Source organism: Streptomyces sp. NPDC006529 (assembly GCF_040611795.1).
Classification (GTDB): Bacteria; Actinomycetota; Actinomycetes; order Streptomycetales; family Streptomycetaceae; genus Streptomyces.
This window is the reverse complement of the sequence record NZ_JBEXPB010000012.1, coordinates 54,783-73,253: the sequence shown is the minus strand read 5'-3', so window position 1 is coordinate 73,253 and position 18,471 is coordinate 54,783. Positions and strand designations below refer to the sequence as shown.

19 protein-coding genes are annotated in these 18,471 nt (G+C 72.4%); 5 read left to right on the top strand and 14 right to left on the bottom strand.

What is annotated here, in order from left to right:
• Nucleotides 1-158: 158 nt before the first annotated feature.
• The gene (locus ABZY31_RS12275; RefSeq protein ID WP_356408190.1) at nucleotides 159-503 is read left to right on the top strand and encodes an ATP/GTP-binding protein; all 345 of its coding nucleotides are present in this window, start codon (nucleotides 159-161) and stop codon (nucleotides 501-503) included.
• Between the two features lie 23 nt (nucleotides 504-526).
• Here ABZY31_RS12275 and ABZY31_RS12270 read toward each other — a convergent pair whose 3' ends face one another.
• From ABZY31_RS12270 to mce, 7 genes are all read right to left on the bottom strand, one after another.
• Nucleotides 527-1,375, bottom strand: a complete 849-nt coding sequence (locus ABZY31_RS12270; protein ID WP_356408187.1) for an ABC transporter permease — start codon at nucleotides 1,373-1,375, stop codon at nucleotides 527-529.
• A complete protein-coding gene (locus ABZY31_RS12265; RefSeq protein WP_356408184.1) occupies nucleotides 1,372-2,583 on the bottom strand; it encodes an ABC transporter ATP-binding protein in 1,212 nt (403 codons plus the stop codon). The genes ABZY31_RS12270 and ABZY31_RS12265 overlap by 4 nt, the downstream gene beginning before the upstream one ends.
• 227 nt (nucleotides 2,584-2,810) lie before the next feature.
• Nucleotides 2,811-3,590 (bottom strand): ABC transporter permease, encoded by a 780-nt coding sequence (locus ABZY31_RS12260; RefSeq protein WP_356408182.1) that lies wholly within the window; start codon nucleotides 3,588-3,590, stop codon nucleotides 2,811-2,813.
• 2 nt (nucleotides 3,591-3,592) lie between these two features.
• Complete coding sequence (locus ABZY31_RS12255) at nucleotides 3,593-4,648, bottom strand: ATP-binding cassette domain-containing protein (RefSeq protein ID WP_356408179.1); 1,056 nt, start codon at nucleotides 4,646-4,648, stop codon at nucleotides 3,593-3,595.
• Between the two features lie 149 nt (nucleotides 4,649-4,797).
• Entirely contained in the window at nucleotides 4,798-5,736 is a 939-nt protein-coding gene (locus ABZY31_RS12250; RefSeq protein ID WP_356408176.1) for a cellulose-binding protein, read from the bottom strand.
• Between the two features lie 194 nt (nucleotides 5,737-5,930).
• Nucleotides 5,931-10,463: a polarized growth protein Scy gene (gene scy / locus ABZY31_RS12245; protein ID WP_356408173.1), complete on the bottom strand. Its 4,533-nt coding sequence runs from the start codon at nucleotides 10,461-10,463 to the stop codon at nucleotides 5,931-5,933.
• A 181-nt stretch (nucleotides 10,464-10,644) separates the two neighbouring features.
• Nucleotides 10,645-11,073, bottom strand: coding sequence for a methylmalonyl-CoA epimerase (gene mce / locus ABZY31_RS12240; protein WP_354379916.1), 429 nt, complete (start codon nucleotides 11,071-11,073; stop codon nucleotides 10,645-10,647).
• 137 nt (nucleotides 11,074-11,210) lie between these two features.
• Here mce and ABZY31_RS12235 point away from each other — a divergent pair, with 137 nt between their 5' ends.
• Together ABZY31_RS12235 and meaB are read left to right on the top strand one after the other, a co-directional pair.
• Nucleotides 11,211-12,431, top strand: a complete 1,221-nt coding sequence (locus tag ABZY31_RS12235) for an acetyl-CoA C-acetyltransferase (RefSeq protein ID WP_356408171.1) — start codon at nucleotides 11,211-11,213, stop codon at nucleotides 12,429-12,431.
• Nucleotides 12,432-12,442: 11 nt separating this feature from the next.
• Nucleotides 12,443-13,405, top strand: a complete 963-nt coding sequence (meaB, locus tag ABZY31_RS12230) for a methylmalonyl Co-A mutase-associated GTPase MeaB (protein ID WP_356408169.1) — start codon at nucleotides 12,443-12,445, stop codon at nucleotides 13,403-13,405.
• Nucleotides 13,406-13,429: 24 nt separating this feature from the next.
• Here meaB and ABZY31_RS12225 read toward each other — a convergent pair whose 3' ends face one another.
• The 5 genes from ABZY31_RS12225 to ABZY31_RS12205 form a co-directional block, all read right to left on the bottom strand.
• On the bottom strand, nucleotides 13,430-14,050 hold the full coding sequence (locus ABZY31_RS12225; protein WP_356408167.1) for a PepSY domain-containing protein: 621 nt from the start codon (nucleotides 14,048-14,050) through the stop codon (nucleotides 13,430-13,432).
• A 97-nt stretch (nucleotides 14,051-14,147) separates the two neighbouring features.
• Nucleotides 14,148-14,624 carry a MarR family transcriptional regulator gene (locus ABZY31_RS12220; protein WP_356408348.1) on the bottom strand — a complete coding sequence of 159 codons (477 nt, stop codon included), beginning with the start codon at nucleotides 14,622-14,624 and terminating at the stop codon, nucleotides 14,148-14,150.
• Between the two features lie 106 nt (nucleotides 14,625-14,730).
• Nucleotides 14,731-15,534, bottom strand: coding sequence for an AIM24 family protein (locus ABZY31_RS12215; protein ID WP_356408345.1), 804 nt, complete (start codon nucleotides 15,532-15,534; stop codon nucleotides 14,731-14,733).
• Between the two features lie 11 nt (nucleotides 15,535-15,545).
• The gene (locus ABZY31_RS12210; protein WP_356408164.1) at nucleotides 15,546-16,196 is read right to left on the bottom strand and encodes an AIM24 family protein; all 651 of its coding nucleotides are present in this window, start codon (nucleotides 16,194-16,196) and stop codon (nucleotides 15,546-15,548) included.
• Nucleotides 16,196-16,834: an AIM24 family protein gene (locus ABZY31_RS12205; RefSeq protein WP_356408161.1), complete on the bottom strand. Its 639-nt coding sequence runs from the start codon at nucleotides 16,832-16,834 to the stop codon at nucleotides 16,196-16,198. The genes ABZY31_RS12210 and ABZY31_RS12205 overlap by 1 nt, the downstream gene beginning before the upstream one ends.
• A 138-nt stretch (nucleotides 16,835-16,972) precedes the next feature.
• Here ABZY31_RS12205 and ABZY31_RS12200 point away from each other — a divergent pair, with 138 nt between their 5' ends.
• Both ABZY31_RS12200 and ABZY31_RS12195 read left to right on the top strand, forming a co-directional pair.
• The gene (locus tag ABZY31_RS12200) at nucleotides 16,973-17,317 is read left to right on the top strand and encodes a DUF3817 domain-containing protein (protein WP_356408158.1); all 345 of its coding nucleotides are present in this window, start codon (nucleotides 16,973-16,975) and stop codon (nucleotides 17,315-17,317) included.
• The gene (locus tag ABZY31_RS12195; protein ID WP_356408155.1) at nucleotides 17,314-17,610 is read left to right on the top strand and encodes an MTH1187 family thiamine-binding protein; all 297 of its coding nucleotides are present in this window, start codon (nucleotides 17,314-17,316) and stop codon (nucleotides 17,608-17,610) included. The genes ABZY31_RS12200 and ABZY31_RS12195 overlap by 4 nt, the downstream gene beginning before the upstream one ends.
• Before the next feature lie 15 nt (nucleotides 17,611-17,625).
• Here the strand turns inward: ABZY31_RS12195 and ABZY31_RS12190 are convergent, their stop codons facing one another.
• Together ABZY31_RS12190 and ABZY31_RS12185 are read right to left on the bottom strand one after the other, a co-directional pair.
• A complete protein-coding gene (locus tag ABZY31_RS12190; RefSeq protein ID WP_356408152.1) occupies nucleotides 17,626-18,114 on the bottom strand; it encodes a hypothetical protein in 489 nt (162 codons plus the stop codon).
• Nucleotides 18,111-18,434, bottom strand: a complete 324-nt coding sequence (locus tag ABZY31_RS12185) for a ribbon-helix-helix protein, CopG family (RefSeq protein ID WP_356408149.1) — start codon at nucleotides 18,432-18,434, stop codon at nucleotides 18,111-18,113. Before ABZY31_RS12185 ends, ABZY31_RS12190 begins: the two co-directional genes overlap by 4 nt.
• Between the last annotated feature and the right edge of the window lie 37 nt (nucleotides 18,435-18,471).

Genomic DNA, 18,471 nt, shown 5'->3' with positions numbered 1-18,471 from the left:
CTGGTGGCAACAACGTCTGACACGTGCCAAGGGCACGGCCTCACAGGAAAGTTATTGGGATTGTCGGGGAATCGTCTTCGGCCACCCTGCGGGTACCCGGGCTCGCTGCGCGTAGTCTGGAGAAAAGTCCTGTCCGTCCCCCGACCCGTGAGGTATACGTGTCACCGCGCCACAACCGCCCCCGGGGCGGCGAGAGCCCAGCCGACCGATCCGGCACGGACTCGGGCCGCGGCCCGGGGCTGGAGCGGTACGGACTGGAGCGCACGGAGGAGTACCAGGGCGAGGAGTGGAAGGTCCGGCACGTCGCGGGCGCGAGCGCCGCGGGCAAGCGCTACCGCTGCCCCGGCTGCGACCAGGAGATCCCCTCCGGGATGCCGCACCTGGTGGCCTGGCCCGAGTACGGCGGCGTGGACGACCGCAGGCACTGGCACAAGGCCTGCTGGAACGCGAAGGACCGCCGCACCTCGCGGGTGCAGCGGTCGCGCAACGCTCCCCGGTACTGACCTCCGCGCCCGGCGGCGGCCCTCTACACGTCGCGGCGCCGGACCACCACGTACGAGGCGGCCACCGCGGCGCCGGTCACCACGAGGAGCAGCGCCAGCTGGACCACCTTGCTCGGCAGGCCGGCGGTGCCCACCTCCGGCATGCCGAAGAGCTGCATCAGGGCCACCGGCGCGTTGTAGTTGAGGACCAGCGTGCCGAGCGGCTGCGATGCCTCCCAGGCGCTGAGCATCCCCCCTATCACCGGCGGCAGGGTCACCACGCCGAGCATCACGGCGATCGCCCCGGCCGAGTGCCGCACGAGGGCGCCCACCGCGAGTGCGAGCAAGCCGAGCAGGGTCACGTACACGCTGACCGCCAGGGCCGAGACCCAGGCGCCGTCGTCGTGCGGACCGGCATCGGGACCGCCGTGCGCGATCGCCGCCGCGATCCCCACCAGGAAGATGGACCCGGCCACCGTGAGGAAGGCGACCGCGCCGAAGACGAGGTACTTCGCGCTCAGCACGCGGTGCCGGTCGGGCGCGGCGGCGAAGGTCGTCCGGACCAGGCCGGTCCCGTACTCGGAGGTGATCGTCAGCACCCCGAGGACCATCACCGAGAGCTGGCCGACGAGCAGGCCGAACAGCGCGGGCGCGGTGTACGGCATGTTCCGGTAGTTCACGTCCTGGGTCTGCGAGACGAAGACCAGCCCGATCCCGACCACCGTCACCACCAGGGAGCCGATCGTCCACAGGGTGGAGCGGACCGAGATCATCTTGGTCCACTCCGAGGCCAGGGCGTGGCCCAGGTGAGGGCGCGGCGTGGGCAGCGGGGCGCTGTTGCCCGCCGCGCCCGGCCGCGGCGGCCGCTGCTGCGTGCTGGTCGGCGGGGTCATCGGGAGTCCTCGGGGTCGTTCTTGACGGTCCGGGCCAGGTCGCCGGGGCTGCTCGGCATCAGGAAGGCGGGAGCGCGTCCGGCGGCCTCGGGCCCCGGAGCGGGCGCGGCGCCGGGGGACGCGGGAGCGGACCCGGGGGAGCCCGTGGTCCCGGTGGGCGCGGGCGCGCCGTCGGCCGCCGGGGGAGCGGGCACGTACCAGCCCTCGTGGGGCACGGCCGGCGGGGTGGGGTCGTCCTCCCAGGCCGGCACGGTCAGCGGCGGCGGCTCGAACAGCTCGGCCCGCGGGTCGTCGGTGGAGGTGTACTCGACCGAGCCGTGGGTCATGCGCATGTAGGCCTCTTCGAGCGAGGCCCGGTGCGGGGACAGCTCCCACAGCCGTACGCCGGCGCCGTGCGCGAGATCGGAGATGCGCGGCAGCTCCAGCCCGGTCACCCGCAGGGCGCCGTCCGGCTCGGTGAGGACGCGCGCGCCCGCCTCGGCGAGGAGCCGGGAGAGGGCCGCGGCGTCCCCGGGGGCGTCGGCGGAGGTACGGACCCGAGCGAATCCGGCCGAATTGTGCGCGATGAACTCCTGCACGCCCATGTCGGCCAGCAGCCGCCCGCGCCCGATGACGATCAGGTGGTCGGCGGTCACCGCCATCTCGCTCATCAGGTGCGAGGAGACGAAGACCGTGCGGCCCTCCGCGGCCAGCTGCTTCATGAGGGTGCGGACCCAGAGGATGCCCTCGGGGTCGAGGCCGTTGACCGGCTCGTCGAAGAGCAGCACCTGCGGATCCCCGAGCAGGGCCGCCGCGATCCCGAGCCGCTGGCCCATGCCGAGGGAGAAGCCCTTGGTGCGCCGGCGGGCCACGTCCTGGAGGCCCACCACGTGCAGCACCTCGTCCACGCGCTTCTCCGGGATCCCGGACAGCTGGGCGAGGGCGAGCAGGTGGGTGCGGGCCCGGCGGCCGCCGTGGACGGCCTTGGCGTCGAGCAGGGCGCCGACGTTGCGCTGCGCGTTCGGCAGCTCGCGGAAGGGGGCGCCGTTGATCGTGACGTGTCCGGCGGTGGGCCGGTCGAGGCCGAGGATCATGCGCATGGTGGTCGACTTGCCCGACCCGTTGGGTCCCAGGAACCCGGTCACGTGACCCGGCCTGACCTGGAAGGAGAGCTGGTCGACGGCGGTCTTGGCGCCGAAGCGCTTGGTCAGGCCGACTGCCTCGATCATTCCTTGTCCCTTGCCAGGCTGGCGAGATTCGCCCGCGTAAGGCTTAAGAGGATATCGAGCCTCGTACGGTTCCACCCCGTGCCGATCCCTGAGCTACCCCTGAGATGCGACCCGGGGCCGCCCCTGAGAAGGGACGGCCCCGGGTCGGCCGCGAGGTGGACGCGGCGTACGGATCAGGTCGTACGGACCGGTCGCGGGGACCGGTCGTACGGATCAGCCCGAGCGGATCAGGCGTCGCGGTTCTTCAGGACGAGGTAGCCGCCGACGAGCGCGGCCAGGACCCACAGGCCCATGATGCCGAGGCCGCCCCACGGCCCGTACGGCGCCGCCGCGCTGTCCATCGCGCCCGGCACCACCTGCATGATCTTGGAGCCGGCCTGGTCGGGGAAGTACTGCGCGACCTTGCGGGTGGCGCTGACCGCGCCCAGGATCGGCGAGACCAGGAAGAAGAACGGCATGAGGATGCCCAGCGAGAGCATCGAGCTGCGCAGGATGGTCGCCACGGACATCGAGAACAGGGCGGTCAGGGCCATGTAGAGCCCGGCGCCGATGACCGCGCGCAGGACGCCCGTCTCGCCGATGCCGATGCTGTGGCTGCCCAGGATGGCCTGGCCGAGGAAGAAGGACAGGAAGCTGGTCAGCAGGCCGACGATCAGCGCCAGCCCGGTGGCCGCGGTGAGCTTGGCGGCCAGGAAGTTCGCCCGGCCCGGCACGGCGGCCAGTGAGGTGCGGATCATGCCCGTGCTGTATTCGCTGCCGACCACCAGGACCCCGAAGACGATCATGGCGAGCTGGCCGAGGGTCATCCCGGCGAAGCTGGCCAGCGTCGGGTCGAAGGTGAGCTGCTGGGCCTGGTCCATGTCCTTGAACGTGGCGTTGAAGACCGCGCACAGGCCGGCGCTGACGCCGACCGTGACGACCAGCGCGGAGATCAGGGTCCAGATCGTGGAGGAGACCGTGCGGATCTTGGTCCACTCGGACTGGAGAACGGCGGGGAAGGAAGCCATGGTCACTCGCCGCCCTTGCGCTGCGCGTCGAAACCGGCGCCCCAGGCGGGGACGTCGGCGGGCCGGGCCGGGTTGTCACCGGGCAGGCCGGGACCACCGGGCGGGCCGCTCGCGGGGTGTCCGGGTCCGATGGGGTGTCCGGGCGCACCGGACGCGTGGGCGTGGTACTCGACCGAGTCGGCCGTCATGCGCATGAACGCTTCTTCCAGGGAGGCCCGCTGCGGGCTGAGTTCGTGCAGCACGATCCGGTGCTGGGCCGCCAGTTCGCCGAGCTGTTCGGCGCTCGCGTCGTCGATCTCCAGGGAGCCGGTGCCCGGCACGTCGATCGCCGCGATGCCCGCCTCATGCAGGACGTCCTTGAGCCGCTCCTGCTGCGGGGAGCGCAGGCGCACGTAACTGCGCGAGTTCTGGTGGATGAAATCGGCCATCGAGGTGTCGGCGAGCAGCCGGCCCTGCCCGATCACGATCAAATGGTCCGCGGTCACGGCCATTTCACTCATCAGATGGGAGGAAACGAAGATCGTCCTTCCCTCCGAGGCCAGGCTCTTCATGAGATTGCGGATCCAGAGAATTCCCTCGGGGTCCAGACCATTGACGGGTTCGTCGAACATCAGGATTTCCGGATCACCGAGCAGCGCGGAGGCGATTCCCAGCCGCTGCCCCATGCCCAGTGAAAATCCTTTGGACTTCTTCTTGGCGACGCTCGACAGGCCGACCAGGTCGAGCACCTCGGAGACCCGGCTCGTCGGGATCCGGTTCGACTGGGCCAGGCACAAGAGGTTGTTGTAAGCGCTGCGTCCGCCGTTCATCGCCTTCGCGTCCAGCAGTGCGCCGATGTACTTCAGCGGTTCCGGCAGGTCCCGGTAGTGCTTGCCGTCGATCCTGACCGAACCGCTGGTCGGGTTGTCGAGGTCGAGCATCATGCGCATGGTCGTGGACTTGCCCGCCCCGTTGGGGCCGAGGAAGCCGGTCACCACCCCCGGTCTGACCTGGAAGCTGAGGTTGTCCACGGCGGTCTTCGCGCCGAATCGTTTGGTAAGGCCCTCAAGCTCGATCATGCGGGCCACGCTAGAACGCCGCAGGGCCTTGCGCCACCTCAAAAAGGTGTCACAAGGCCCTGGAATGCGAGGTTCCGCTACCGGCGGGTAGCTTGTGCCGGGTTCAGCCGGTCGGCCTCACCCGACGCCGTCGGCGCCGTGGCGGCGCGTCAGCGGCTCTGCTGCGCCGGAACGCCGCGGGTGACCGGCTCGTCGTCGATCGGGGAACCGGCCGCGGCCACCGCCGCACCGGTCAGCGTCGCCAGCATCTCGCGGACGTTGGTCAGCTGGGCGTTGATGGAGTCGCGGCGGTTGGTGAGCGCCGCCAGCTCGCGCTCGGACTCGCTGCGGATGCGGTCCGCCTTGGCGTTGGCGTCGGCGACGATGTCCTCGGCCTGGCGCTGCGCGGTCTCGACCGTCTGACGGGCGCGGCGCTCGGCGTCCGTACGGAGCTTCTCGGCCTCCAGGCGCAGCTGCTCCGCGCGGTGCTCGATCTCCGCGAGGCGCTTCTCGGCCTTGGCCTGGCGGCCCGCCAGGTCGCGCTCGGACTGCTCGCGGCGCTTGGCCAGGTTGGTCTCGAAGTCCGCGGCGGCCTGGGCGGCCTTGGCGCGGGTCTCCTCGAAGAGCGCGTCGGCCTCCTCGCGCTTGGAGGCGGCGTCCTTCTGGGCCTCGGAGCGCAGGGTGGCGGACTCGCCCTTGGCCTTCTCGACGATGCGGACGCCCTCGTCCTCCGCCTTCGACTTGCGGTCGGCCGCGAACGACTCGGCGTCGTTGCGCACCTGCTGGGCCGCCGACTCGGCGAGCTCGCGGTGCTGCTCGGCCGCGCGGCGGGCCTCCTCGCGCAGGTCCTTCGCCTCCTCCTCGGCGAGCCGCAGGATCTTCTCGACCCGGGCACCGAGGCCGGCGTACGACGGCTCGGCGTCGTTGACCTGGGCCTGGGCGTTCTGCGTCTCGAGGTGGAGCTCCTCGATCCGCTTCTCCAGAGAGTTGATGCGGGACAGGGCGCTGTCACGGTCGGCGACGATCTTGGTAATGCGGTCGTCCACCTGACCGCGGTCGTAACCACGCCGCACGAGCTCGAAGCCGAAGGGTGAGGAAGTGTCGCTCATGGGGTTCCTGTCGAATGAGACCGATGAGGTGCTACGTGAGGTGTTAAGGGGAATCCTAGGCGCCGGAGCGGCGTGTCATCGAGTCAATCCACGTTTGATCTGCACAATGACACCCCTTTTGAGTGGCAAGGCGACAGAATGCTTGTCACTCGTTGGCCTGAACCTCCATCAGGAGCACACATCTCGTACCCCTGCTAGCCCTCCGACGTCTTACCACCGGAACGAGTGGAACCGGCCGACGCTCCCGCCTTCACCGCGCCCGCCGCCGGACCGGCCCCGGGCTTTGTGCCACCCGAAGGCGCCTCGAATGATTCCAACGCCTCAAGTACGTCCTGGACACGGGAGATCTCCGCCTGAATGTCCTCACGCCTGCGCACCAGGACCTCCAGCTCGCGCCGCCCCTCGTCGACCAGTTGCGTCGCCTCGGCCTGCGCCGCCGCCCGGATCCCCTCGGCTTCCCGGACCAGTTCGGCCTTCTTCTGCTCGGCCTCCTTGAGCAACTGCTCGGCCTTGCGGACCGCCGCGATCCGGACCTTGCCGGCTTCGCTGCTCGCGTCCGACACCAGGGCCTTGGCCTTCGCCTCGGCCTCCTGGCTCTGCTCGGTCGCCGCCTTCACCAGCTTGTCCACGCGCTCGCCGGCCGAACGCATCTGCTCGGACGACTCCCGGCGGGCCCGCTCGTGCAGCTCCTCGACCTCGGCCTCGACCCGGGCACGCAGCTCCTCCGCCCGCTCCCTTATGGCCGACGCGTCCGTGCGCGCGCCCACGAGCAGCTCGTCCGCGTCCGTACGGGCCTTCTCCACCGTGGAGTTGCCCTCGACGGTCGCCTCCGAGGTGATCCGCGCGGCCTCCTTGCGGGCCGCGTCGACCATCGCGTCGGCCTGCTCCTCGGCCTTGGTGGTGGCCGCCAGGGCCGCCGCCCGCGCGTCCGCGGTGAGCTTGTCCGCCTCGGCGGACGCCTCCGTGATGAGCCGGTCCACCTGTTCCGCGGCCTCGCTGCGGCGCTTGTTGGCCGCCTGCCGGGCCTCGTCGAGCAGCCGCTCCGACTCGGTACGGGCCTGCGCGCGCACCCGCTCCGCCTCCGTGGCCGCCTCCGCCTTGAGCCGCTCCGCACCGTCCCGGGTCCGGGTCGCGTGCTCCTGCGCCGACGCCAGCGCCTCGGACGCCTCCGCGCGCAGCCGCTCGGCCTCCGCCGCCGCCTCGCCGACCGTACGTTCGTTGTCCTTGCGGGTCAGCTCCGTGAGGCGGGCCGCCTCCGCGGACGCCTCGCCGATGAGCCGGTCCGCCTGCTCGGCCGCCTCGGACCGCAGCCGGCCCGCCTCGGCGCGCGCCTCGTCCAGGGTCTGCTCGGACTCGCGCTCCGCCGAGGCCAGGGTCTCGGCCGCGGCGAGCGTGACCCGCTCGGCCTCCGCGGTGGCCTCGCCGATGATCCGGCCGCCCTCCGCGCGGGACTCCTCCAGGACGCCGGCCGCCTCGGTGCGCAGCCGCTCCGCTTCCGCGGTGGCCTCGCCGACGAGGTGGTCGGCCTGTTCGGCTGCTTCGGTGCGCAGTCGTCCGGCTTCGGTGCGGGCCTCGTCGAGGGTGGCCGCCGCTTCGGCGCGGGTGGCGTCCGCCGCGGCCGCCGCCTCGGTGGTGAGCCGCTCGGCCTCGGCCGCCGCCTCGCCGACCGTACGGTCGTTGGCCGCGCGGGTCTCCTGCGTGAGCCGCTCCGCCTCCGCGGTGGCTCCGGTGATGAGCTGGTCGGCCTGTTCGGCTGCTTCGGTGCGCAGCCGTCCGGCTTCGGTGCGGGCCTCGTCGAGGGTGGCCGCCGCTTCGGCGCGGGTGGCGTCCGCCGCGGCCACCGCCTCGGTGGTGAGCCGCTCGGCCTCGGCCGCCGCCTCACCGACCGTCAGCGCGTTCGCGGCGAGGGTCTGCTCGGTGTGCGCCTCGGCCCGCTCCGTCGCCTCGGCGACGATGCGCAGGCCCTCGGCGCGCGAGGCCTCCAGGGACTCCGCGGCCTCCCCGCGGATCCGGTTGGCGTCGTCCCGGGCGTCGGCGCGGGTCCGCGAGGCGTCCCGCTCGGCCGCGGCCAGCGCGTCCGTGGCCTCGGTGCGCACCCGCTGCGCGTACTCGGCCGTGTCCGTGCGCAGCTGCTCGGCCTCGGCGATCGCGTCCCCGACGGTCCGCTCGGCCAACGCCTTCGCCGCGTCCGTCTCGACCCGCGCCTCCTGGCGGATCCGGTTCGCGTCCTCGGTGGCCCGCTCGCGCTCGGCGTAGGCGTCGGAGCGGACCCGGTCCGCCTCCTCCTGCGCCTCGGTCCGCGTGCGTTCCGCGGCGTGGTCCGCCGCGCTGCGCAGCCCGGCGACCTCTTCCTCGGCCTGCTCGTGCAGCCCGGCCACCGCGTCGCGCACCTGCTGCGCGGTCGCCTCGGCGGCCGCGACCACCTCGGACGCGCGCCGCTCGGCCTCCTCGGTCAGCCAGACCGCCTCGGCCGTGGCCTCCTCGGAGCGCTTGCGGGCCTGCGCGAGGAGTTCCTCGCTCTGCTCGCGGGCCTGCGCCCGCTCGCTGTCCGCGTCCGTCCGCGCCGACGCGAGGGTCTCCTCGGCCTCCCGGCGACGCCGGGCGGCCTCCTCCTGCGCGGCGGCCAGCGCCTCCGCGGCCTCCTCGGCGACCCGCTCGGCCGCCGCCTTCGCCTCGGCGCGCAGCCGGTTCGCGGTCTCCTGCGCCTCGGTGCGCAGCCGCTCGGCCTCGGTCTGCGCCTCGGTGCGCAGCCGCACCCCGGCCTGCTCGGCCTCGGCGCGCGCCTGGCCGGCCTCCTCCGCGGCTTCCGTGCGCAGCCGCTCGGCCTCCGCCTCGGCCTGCGCCTGGAGGGTGCGGATGCGTTCCGCCGCCTCGGCGCGCAGCCGGTCGTTCTCCTCGCTGGTCTCCCGGCGGATGTTCTCCGCCGCCGTGCGGGCGTCGCGCAGCGCCTGCTCGGCGCCCGCGAGGCGTGCCTCGGCGTCCTCGTGCAGCCGGACCAGCTCGGCGTCGGCCTCGGCGCGCTTCGCCGCCAGGGCCCGCTCGGTCTCCTCGCGGCGCGCGGCCACGGCCGCCTCCGCCTCGGCGCGCAGCGCCTCGGCCCGCTCCTCGGCCTCGGTGCGCAGCCGCTCCGCCTCGGCGCGGGTGCGCTCCAGCGTCTCCTCGGCCTGGCGGCGCAGGGTGGTGGCGCGCTCGACGGCCTCGCCGCGCACCCGCTCGCTCTCCGCGGTGGCACCGCTGCGCAGCTCGTCCGCGTCCGCCTTGGACTTGCCGAGCAGCTCCTCGGCGGTCCGGGCCGCCTCCTCGATCTGCTGGACGGCCTCGCGGCGCGCCTCGCCGCGGATCCGCTCGCCCTCGGCGACGGCCTCGGCGCGCAGCTGTTCGGCCTCGCCGCGCAGCCGGCGGGCCTCCGCCTGGAGTTCGACCGTGCGGGCGCGGTACTCCTCGGTGTCGTCCTTCGCGGCGCCCTTGAGCTCGTCGGCGGTGGCCGCCGCCTGGGCGCGCAGCCGCTCGGCCTCGGCCTCGGCCTCGCCGCGGATCCGCTCCGCCTCCTCGGAGGCGGCCCGGGTGGTCGCGCGGGCGTCCTCGGACGCCTTGGTCAGGACGTCCTCGGCGGCGCGCGCCGCCTTCGCGAGCTGGGCTGCGGTGTCCTCGGCGGCGGCGGCACGGGCCTTGTCGCCGGCCTCCGCGGTCACCCGCTCGACCTCGCCGCGGGCGTCCGCGAGCAGCTGCTCGGCCTCGGCCTTGAGGGCCTCGGCCTCCTTGGTGGCCTCGCCGACGAGGCGGGCGACCTGCTCCTTGGCGGTGCGGGTGCGCTGCTCGTTGACGGACTCCACCGACGCGAGCTGGCGGGACGCGCTCTCCTTGGCCTCGCTCAGCAGCCGCTCCGCCTCGGAGCGGGCCTCGCGCAGCGCGCCGTCGGCCTCCTGCACCCGCTGCTCGGCCACGCGGCCGAGGTCCAGGGTCTGCTGCCGGGTCTGTTCGGCCTCGGCGGAGGTGCTGCTGCGCAGCCGCTCGGCGTGCTCGGTGGCCTCTTGGGCCTGCGCGGAGGCGGCGGTCAGCAGCCGCTCGGCCTCCTTGCGGGCCCGCAGCAGGGTGGCCTCGGCCTCCGCACGGGCGGACTCCGCGTCGGCGGTCAGCCGGCGGCGGGCCTCCTCGGCCAGCCGGGCGGCCTCGGTGCGGGCCGCGTTCAGGGACTGCTCGGCCTCGGCGCGGGACTCTTCCATGAGCCGGCGGGCCTGGGCCTCGGTGCGGGCGCGCAGCTGCTCGGCCCAGGCCACGTTCTCGTTGACGTGGGCCTCGACGGTCTGGCGGCGCTCGTTGAGTTCCTGGTCCAGGCGCTGGCGCCGGTTGACGGCCTCGCTGTGGAGCTCGGCCTGCAGGCGCGCCTGGTGCTCGGCGTGCTCCTGGAGGATGCGCTGGGTCTGGGCCCGGGCGTCGCGCAGCTCGCGCTCGGCGTCGGAGCGCATCTGATCGGCCTGGATCTGGGCATTGCGGAGCAGCTGCTCCGCCTGGTAGCCCATGTCCGCGCCGTCGTAGGCGGGGCGGGACGCGAGACTGCGGCGTACCTCATGGAGCTTGGCGCGCAGCACCTCGACCTGGTACCCCAGGTCCTCGGCGTGCTGGACGGCCTTCCCGCGTTCCTTCTTCAGCCGCTCCATCTCGGCCTCGAACCGCGAGAGATGGTCGGCCTCGGCCTGATGGCTCTCCTGGCTTTCGTAGCCCCGCACAGCGCGGTCCCATCCGTCCCCTGGTCGCAAGCTCACTCCCAAATGAGCATCGTCCGCCCGCTGAACGATGCCCCCGGGGGAATGGTGTCAGATGGCGGGCCGGGACCCGCAGGCCCCGACCCCCAACGCACCGAACCCCGGCCGAGCCACCGCTCACTCTACCGGCCGGGGAATCGGGCGGTCAGTGCTCGGGGTTGGCGGTGACGAGTTCGGTCAGGACGCCGTGGCAGTCCTTGGGGTGCAGGAAGGTGATCCGGGAGTCCATGGAGCCCCTGCGCGGCTCGTCGTAGAGCACGCGGACGCCCTTGCCGCGGATGGCTTCGGAGTCCCCGTCGACGTCCTCGGTGCCGAAGGCGATGTGGTGCACGCCCTCGCCGTTCTTGGCCAGCCACTTGCCGACCGCGGAGTCCTCGCGGGTGGGTTCCAGGAGCTGGATGTAGGAGGCGCCGCCGTCGGAGGTCCCGTTGATCTTCAGCATGGCCTCGCGGACGCCCTGCTCCTCGTTGACCTCGGAGTGGAACACCTCGAAGCCGTACGTGGCACGGTAGAACTCGACGGTCTTGTCCAGGTCGAAGCAGGCGATCCCGATGTGGTCGATTCTTGTCAGCATGGGACCAGTGCACTCTGGAGGAGGGCGGTCACGCAACGTGCCAGCGATCACACCCACAGCCCGGTGACGGCGGGGGTACCGCTCAGTACATTCGGGTAAACCCTCGTTCACTCCTCTCATCCAAGGGGCTGTGCCTCATGTCCGGAACGAACAACACCACGTCAGTGATCGTCGCCGGGGCCCGCACGCCCATGGGGCGCCTGCTCGGCTCGCTGAAGTCCTTCTCTGGCGCCGACCTCGGCGGTTTCGCCATCAAGTCCGCGCTGGACCGGGCCGGGATCTCCGGCGACCAGGTGCAGTACGTGATCATGGGCCAGGTGCTCCAGGCCGGCGCCGGCCAGATCCCCGCCCGCCAGGCGGCGGTCAAGGGCGGCATCCCCATGAACGTCCCCGCCCTCACCATCAACAAGGTGTGCCTCTCGGGCCTGGACGCCATCGCCCTGGCGGACCAGCTCATCCGCGCCGGGGAGTTCGACATCGTGGTCGCGGGCGGCCAGGAGTCGATGACCAACGCCCCGCACCTGCTGCCCAAGTCGCGCGAGGGCTACAAGTACGGCGCCATCGAGATGCTCGACGCGATGGCCTACGACGGCCTCACCGACGCCTTCGAGAACATCGCGATGGGCGAGTCCACGGAGAAGCACAACACCCGCCTGGGCATCGAGCGCGCCCCGCAGGACGCCTTCGCGGCCACCTCCCACCAGCGCGCCGCCGCCGCGCAGAAGAACGGCGTCTTCGCCGCCGAGATCACCCCGGTCGAGATCCCGCAGCGCAAGGGCGACCCGGTCGTCTTCTCCGAGGACGAGGGCATCCGCGCGGAGACCACCGCCGAGTCCCTCGGCAAGCTGCGCCCCGCGTTCGCCAAGGACGGCACCATCACCGCCGGCACCTCCTCCCAGATCAGCGACGGCGCCGCCGCCGTGGTCGTGATGAGCCGGGCCAAGGCCGAGGAGCTGGGCCTGGAGTGGATCGCCGAGATCGGCGCCCACGGCAATGTGGCGGGACCCGACAACTCGCTCCAGTCGCAGCCCTCGAACGCGATCCTGCACGCCCTGAAGAAGGAGGGCCTGGAGGTCGCGGACCTGGACCTGATCGAGATCAACGAGGCCTTCGCGGCCGTCGCGGTGCAGTCAATGAAGGACCTCGGCGTGGACCCGGAACGGGTGAACGTCAACGGCGGCGCGATCGCCCTGGGCCACCCCATCGGCATGTCCGGCGCCCGCGTGGTGCTGCACCTGGCGCTGGAGCTGCGCCGGCGCGGCGGCGGTGTCGGCGCGGCCGCCCTGTGCGGCGGCGGCGGTCAGGGTGACGCGCTGATCGTGCGCGTGCCCGCTCCCGGTTCCGGCTCGAAGGCGTAGGTGCTGATCGCATGACGACGGTGGACGTTCCCTCGCTCGTGGCCCAGGCCCGGGAGGGCAGGCCGCGGGCCGTGGCCCGGCTGATCTCGCTGGTCGAGGGGGCGTCCCCGCAGCTGCGCGAGGTGATGGCGGCCCTGGCCCCGCTGACCGGCGGGGCGTACGTGGTGGGGCTCACGGGCTCGCCCGGCGTGGGCAAGTCCACGTCGACCTCGGCGCTCGTTTCGGCGTACCGGCGCGCGGGCAAGCGCGTCGGGGTGCTGGCCGTGGACCCCTCCTCGCCGTTCTCCGGCGGGGCGCTGCTCGGCGACCGGGTGCGGATGTCGGACCACGCCTCGGACCCGGGGGTCTACATCCGCTCCATGGCCACCCGCGGGCACCTGGGCGGCCTCGCGTGGTCCGCCCCGCAGGCGATCCGGGTGCTGGACGCGGCGGGCTGCGACGTGGTCCTCGTGGAGACGGTGGGCGTCGGGCAGTCGGAGGTGGAGATCGCCTCGCAGGCGGACACCTCCGTGGTGCTGCTGGCCCCGGGCATGGGCGACGGGATCCAGGCCGCCAAGGCGGGGATCCTGGAGATCGGCGACGTGTACGTCGTGAACAAGGCGGACCGGGACGGCGCCGACGCCACCGCCCGCGAGCTGAACCACATGCTGGGCCTCGGGGAATCCCGGGGGCCGGGCAGCTGGCGGCCACCCATCATCAAGACGGTGGCGGCCCGCGGGGAGGGCATCGACGAGGTCGTGGAGGCCCTGGAGAAGCACCGGGCCTGGATGGAGGAGCACGGGGTGCTCGGTGAGCGCCGCACGGCGCGCGCGGCCCGTGAGGTGGAGACCATCACGGTCACCGCGCTGCGCTCGCGGATCGGCGACCTGCACGGGGACCGGCGGCTCGACGCCCTGGCCGAGCGGGTCGTGGAGGGGACGCTGGACCCCTACGCGGCCTCCGATCAGCTGCTGGAGAGCCTCACCCAGGGCTGACGGGGCGGGCGGGGCCGACGCCGGTCAGTTGCCGTCGTCGTTCCCGTCGTTGTCGTTGTCGTTGTTGTCGCGGTCTCCGCTGTCGGAGTGCGACGAGAGGATCTTGCCGCTGGTGGGGTCGACGTGGACGTTCTGCGTCTTCCCGCCGGAGGTCTTGACCTCGACGTCCCAGTAGCGGGCGTGGCCGCCGTTGTCGTTGTCGTCGTCGTCCCAGCTGACGGACCAGACCTGGCCGGGACGGGCGGCGACGGCGGCCTTCATGGCCTTGACGGCGGTGACCTTGGCGGCGATCAGGGCCTTGCGGTCGCCGTCGTTGCCGTGGTCGTCGCTGTTGTCGTCGGCGTTCTGCTGGGTGATCCGGCCGCTGCGGGCGTCGACCTCCAGCTCGGTGTGCCTGCCGTTCTTGCCGATCGCGTCGACGTGCCAGACGGAGCCGTCCTTGTCGACCGACTCTATGACGCCCGGGACGCGCTTGAGGGCCGTGGTGGCGGCCGTCTCGGCCGATGCGTCGGCCGGTACGGCGGTGACCGCGGCCCCCGCTCTGGCCGCGTCGGCGGCGCTCGGGGCGGCGGCGGCGGCCGCGACCGGGCCGCCGGCCATCAGGACCACGGCCACGGCGGACGGGACGAGCAGATGGCGCTGCATGGCTGACCTCCTTGCCGGAAAAAAGCCCCCTCACCATGCTGGGGGATTTCGGCGCGGACGGCGCGGCGGGCCGTCGGGACGGGCCGCCGCCGCCCGCTCAGGCCTTGCCGCGCCGGTCCCGCAGGTGCTCGGCCACCGGCCCCAGCGAGGCCTGCAGATCCACGAGGCCCTGCGGGCTCAGCAGGTCGATGAAGTGCTTGCGGACGGACGCGACGTGGTGCGGGGCGACCTTGCGCATCAGCTCCATGCCCTCCTCGGTCAGCACGGCGTACAGTCCCCGGCGGTCGGACTCGCAGTTGACCCGGACGACCAGCCCCGCGCTCTCCATGCGGGTGATCTGGTGCGAGAGCCGGCTCTTGGACTGCAGCGTCGAGGTGGCGAGGTCGCTCATCCGCATCCGCAGGCCCTCGGACTCCGAGAGGTTGACCAGGATCTCGTAGTCGTTGTTGGTGAGCCCGAAGGGCTGGAGATCCTTTTCCAGCTGGTGCATCAGCAGTCTGCTGACGTCCAGGTGGGTGCGCCAGGCGCACTGCTCGGCGTCGGTGAGCCAACGAGTGGCCGTCTCGGTCTCCATGGTCTCCATGAATGAACTCTACCTAAGAAGTTGAATTACGTACAAAAATTGCATGTCACACCGCATGTCACCCTGTACGCCGGGCCCCAGGGCGCGCGCCGGGCGGTCACAGCCCGAACCGCCGCTGGAGATCACCCAGCTGCCCCGGCATCCGCGGCACGCCCAGCTGGCCCAGCGGCCCCTGGCCGGCGCCCGGAACGCCCTGCGCGTTGCCCGCGGCCGCACCGGCTCCCACCGCCCCGACCGCCTGCTCCGCCATCAGCAGCTCCGTCGACTGGAGCAGCACCGTGCCCGCCCCGACGAACTCGAACTGGTGCTCCTCGCCGGAGGTGCCGCCGATCCCGGTCAGCGAGCGCAGCCCGCCCAGCACCCCGGACATGTACCCGTGGTCGTAGTGGTGACACGGCGAGGGGCAGTCGGCCCAGCCCACCAGCGCCTGCGGGTCGACCCGCAGCGGCGGCTCCATGAACACCACCGGACCGTTGGACGCGGCCACGAACTTCCCGGTTCCGATCAGCGTCAGGAACCCCGGGACGATCGACTGCTTCAGGGCGAGGGTGGGCTGGTAGGCCAGCAGGTTCCCCGACCGGATCGTCAGGTTCCCGTTCTCCAGGTCGTAGGAGTTCACGTCGAAGGCCCGGTCGGCGAGGAGCATCTTGCCCTGCCCCTCGGCCACCACCCAGTCGCTCGCGTGCAGCGGCGAGTGGAAGCTCGTCCGCAGCAGCCGGTCGAACCGGCCGTTCCCGATCCCGTTGAACTCGATCCGCCCGTAATAGGCGATCATCTTGCCCTTCTGCAGGAACCACTGGCTCCCTTTGAGCTCCACGCAGAAGGTGTACGCGTTGACGTTGTCGTCGGACGGCAGCGTGTGCGGGTCGAAGACCGTCGGCCCGCCGGGTCCGCCCGGCACCGGTCCGTAGTTCACAGCTTCTCCTCCGACGCCTGTACGTACACCGCGCCCTGGCCGGACAGCTCCAGCTGGAACGCCTCGCCCGAACCGCGGCCCACCATGTCCCGCCAGCCCAGCGCGGTCGAGAGCTTGTTGCGCACCTCGCCGTGGTGGGCGACGTAGGCCTGGGGGTCCACGTGCACCGGGCGCTGCGGGGTGATCGGCAGCTCGATGACCCCGCCGTGCGCCATCACCGCGACCGCGCCGTGGCCCTTGAGGGTCGTGGTGAACAGGCCCTGGCCGGTGACCTGGCCGCGCACCATGCCCATGACCCCGCCCTGCGAGCCCATGAACATCGTGCCCTGCTGGAGGGTGCCGTCGAAGGCGAGCAGCCGGTCCGCCTCGACGTAGAGGGTCTCGCCCGAGAGGTTGATGACCTGGATGTGGTGGCCGCCGTGGCCGAACATCACCGTGCCGCTGCCCTCGACCGTCATCAGCGGGGTCTGCTCGTTCGCCACCCGGCGCCCGATCATGCCCATGACGCCGCCCTGGCCGCCCGTGAGGTCGGGGGTGAAGGAGACCTCGCCGCGGTAGGCGAGCATCGCCCCGCGCTGGCTGTAGAGCTTCTGCCCGGGAGCCACCTGGGCCTCGATCATCTTCGAGTTGATCTCGCGGAACGGCATCAGAGGTCGCCCCCGATGGTGTTGCGCTCGCTGGGCTGCACGTAGACCAGGCCCTCGCCCTCGAAGCGGATCTGGAAGGACTCGCCCGAGCCCTCGCCGATCAGGGTGCGGAAGTTCACCCCGGACTGGAAGTGCTGCTGGAGGTTGCCGGTGTGCGCGATGTACGCGCCCGGGTCCACGGAGAGCGGGTACTGGCCGCTGACCCGCAGCACGACGGCCGGGCCGTCGGACATGATCGCCGCCTGCCCCGAGCCCTCGACGGTCGTGGTGAACAGGCCGTTGCCCGTCGCCCCGCCGCGCAGCCCGGTGAAGGTGGTGCCGGTGCGCAGACCGGCGTCGGTGCACAGGAGGTTGCTGGACTCGACGTACAGCTTCTCGCCCCGCAGGGAGACCAGGTTGATCTCGCTCGCGCGGTCGGCGAAGAAGCAGGTGCCGTGTCCCTGTACCTCCATCATCGTCATCTGCTCGCCGGTGAGACGGCGCGTGACCATCCCGCGGAGGCCCTCGCCCCCGCCGGTCATCTTCTTGAAGGCCATCTGACCGTCGTACGCGACCATCGAGCCGTTCTTCGCTTTCACGGCGTCGCCGGTCAGGTCGACGGCGAGCACCTTGCTGCCTTGGAGTCGGAACTGAGCCACGGGATGACGTTAACGGCAGCGGGCCGGTGCGAACAGAGCCCCATGGCCGATATCCGTCATAGCCGGACCCGCCGGAAGGGCCGCCGGGCCTGCTGAGACACTGGGACGGACCCCCGGCCTCCACCCCGAAGGTTCCCTGTGGACATCAAGACCGCCTCCGCCCTGCACCGGCTGCGCCTCATTTCCGTACCCGAGGCGCTGTCGTTCCCGGCCCTGCTGATCTTCGGCTCGCTGCTGAGCCGGATCTCCGACATCGACTACCTGATGATGCCGCTGGGCATCCTGCACGGCATCCTCTTCGTGATCTACGCGGTCTTCCTGCTGGACGTGTGGCTCAAGGCGAAGTGGCCGCTCAAGAAGGTCGCCCTGTTCTTCCTGTTCGCGCTGCTGCCCTTCGGCGGCCTCTTCGGCGACCGGATCCTCAAGCGCGACGAGGCGAGCAGCGTGCTGGCCGCGCGGGCGCGCGAGGCGGCGCGGGCATGATCGTCGCGTTCTCCGTGACCCCGCTGGGGGTCGGCGAAGAGGTCGGCGCGTACGTCGCCGACGCGGTCCGCGTCGTGCGCGAGTCGGGCCTCCCGAACCGCACCGACGCGATGTTCACCACCATCGAGGGCGAGTGGGACGAGGTGATGGACGTGGTCAGGCGCGCGGTGGCCGCCGTGGAGGCACGGGCGCCCCGGGTCTCCTTCGTCCTCAAGGCCGACATCCGCCCCGGCGTCAGCGACGGCATGACCTCGAAGATCGAAACGGTGGAACGGCACCTCGCGGAGGGCTGAGGGGGCGGGGGCCGCTCACACGGCGTGCACGTGCACGTCGGGCGGATCGAGCACGGACAGGTACGCCGTGATGTCCTCCGGGTCGCTGGTGAAGATCACCGCGCTGCCGTGTTTCGCGGCGGCCAGGGCCACGCAGGCGTCGACGGCGTCCGGCCGCTTCTTCGGCGGCAGCGCGGCCGCCCCGAGGGCGGTGCCGATCCGGCGCCAGTCCGTGAGGTCGAAGCCGGTCGCGCAGGCGATGCACTCCGGGCGGCCCGCCCGGGTCTCGCGCATCGGCGGGGCCGCACCGCGCGCCTGCGGCACGGTGCAGTCCTTCAGGGTCGTGGCCAGCGCGTGGACGAGCACCGGCGCAGGCCGCCACACCTGGGCCAGCACCGGCCCGAGGACCAGCGCCCGGTGCGGGGTCTGCCGCAGCGCCTCGTGCAGGCGGACCGCCTTGGGCTTGCGGTCGGCGAGGGCGATCAGCATCCCGGTGTCGTAGACGGGGACCCTCGCCCGGCTCACGCGGCTTCGCCGGGACGGGCGCCGGACCGGTCCGGACCGTAGACGAGCGCGAGGGCCGCCTCGACCTCCCGGCGCTCCTGCGCCGTCAGCTCCCGGGGGCTGCCCTGCGCGTCCGCCGCGTCCGCGGCCTCCGCCTCGGCCGCCGCGATCAGGGCGTCCACGCCCGCGAACTGCGCCTCTATGGCGTCGGTCTCCGCCATCTGCCGGGTCGCGGCGTGCACGAGATAGGCCGAGACGTCGAGCCCGGCCCGTTCGGCGTGCTGCCTGATGCGCTCGGCCTGCTCCTGCTCAAGGCTGATGCTGATCCTGGTCTTCGCCACGCCCCTAGTGTAAGACGCGTATTACGTCGGTGTCGGG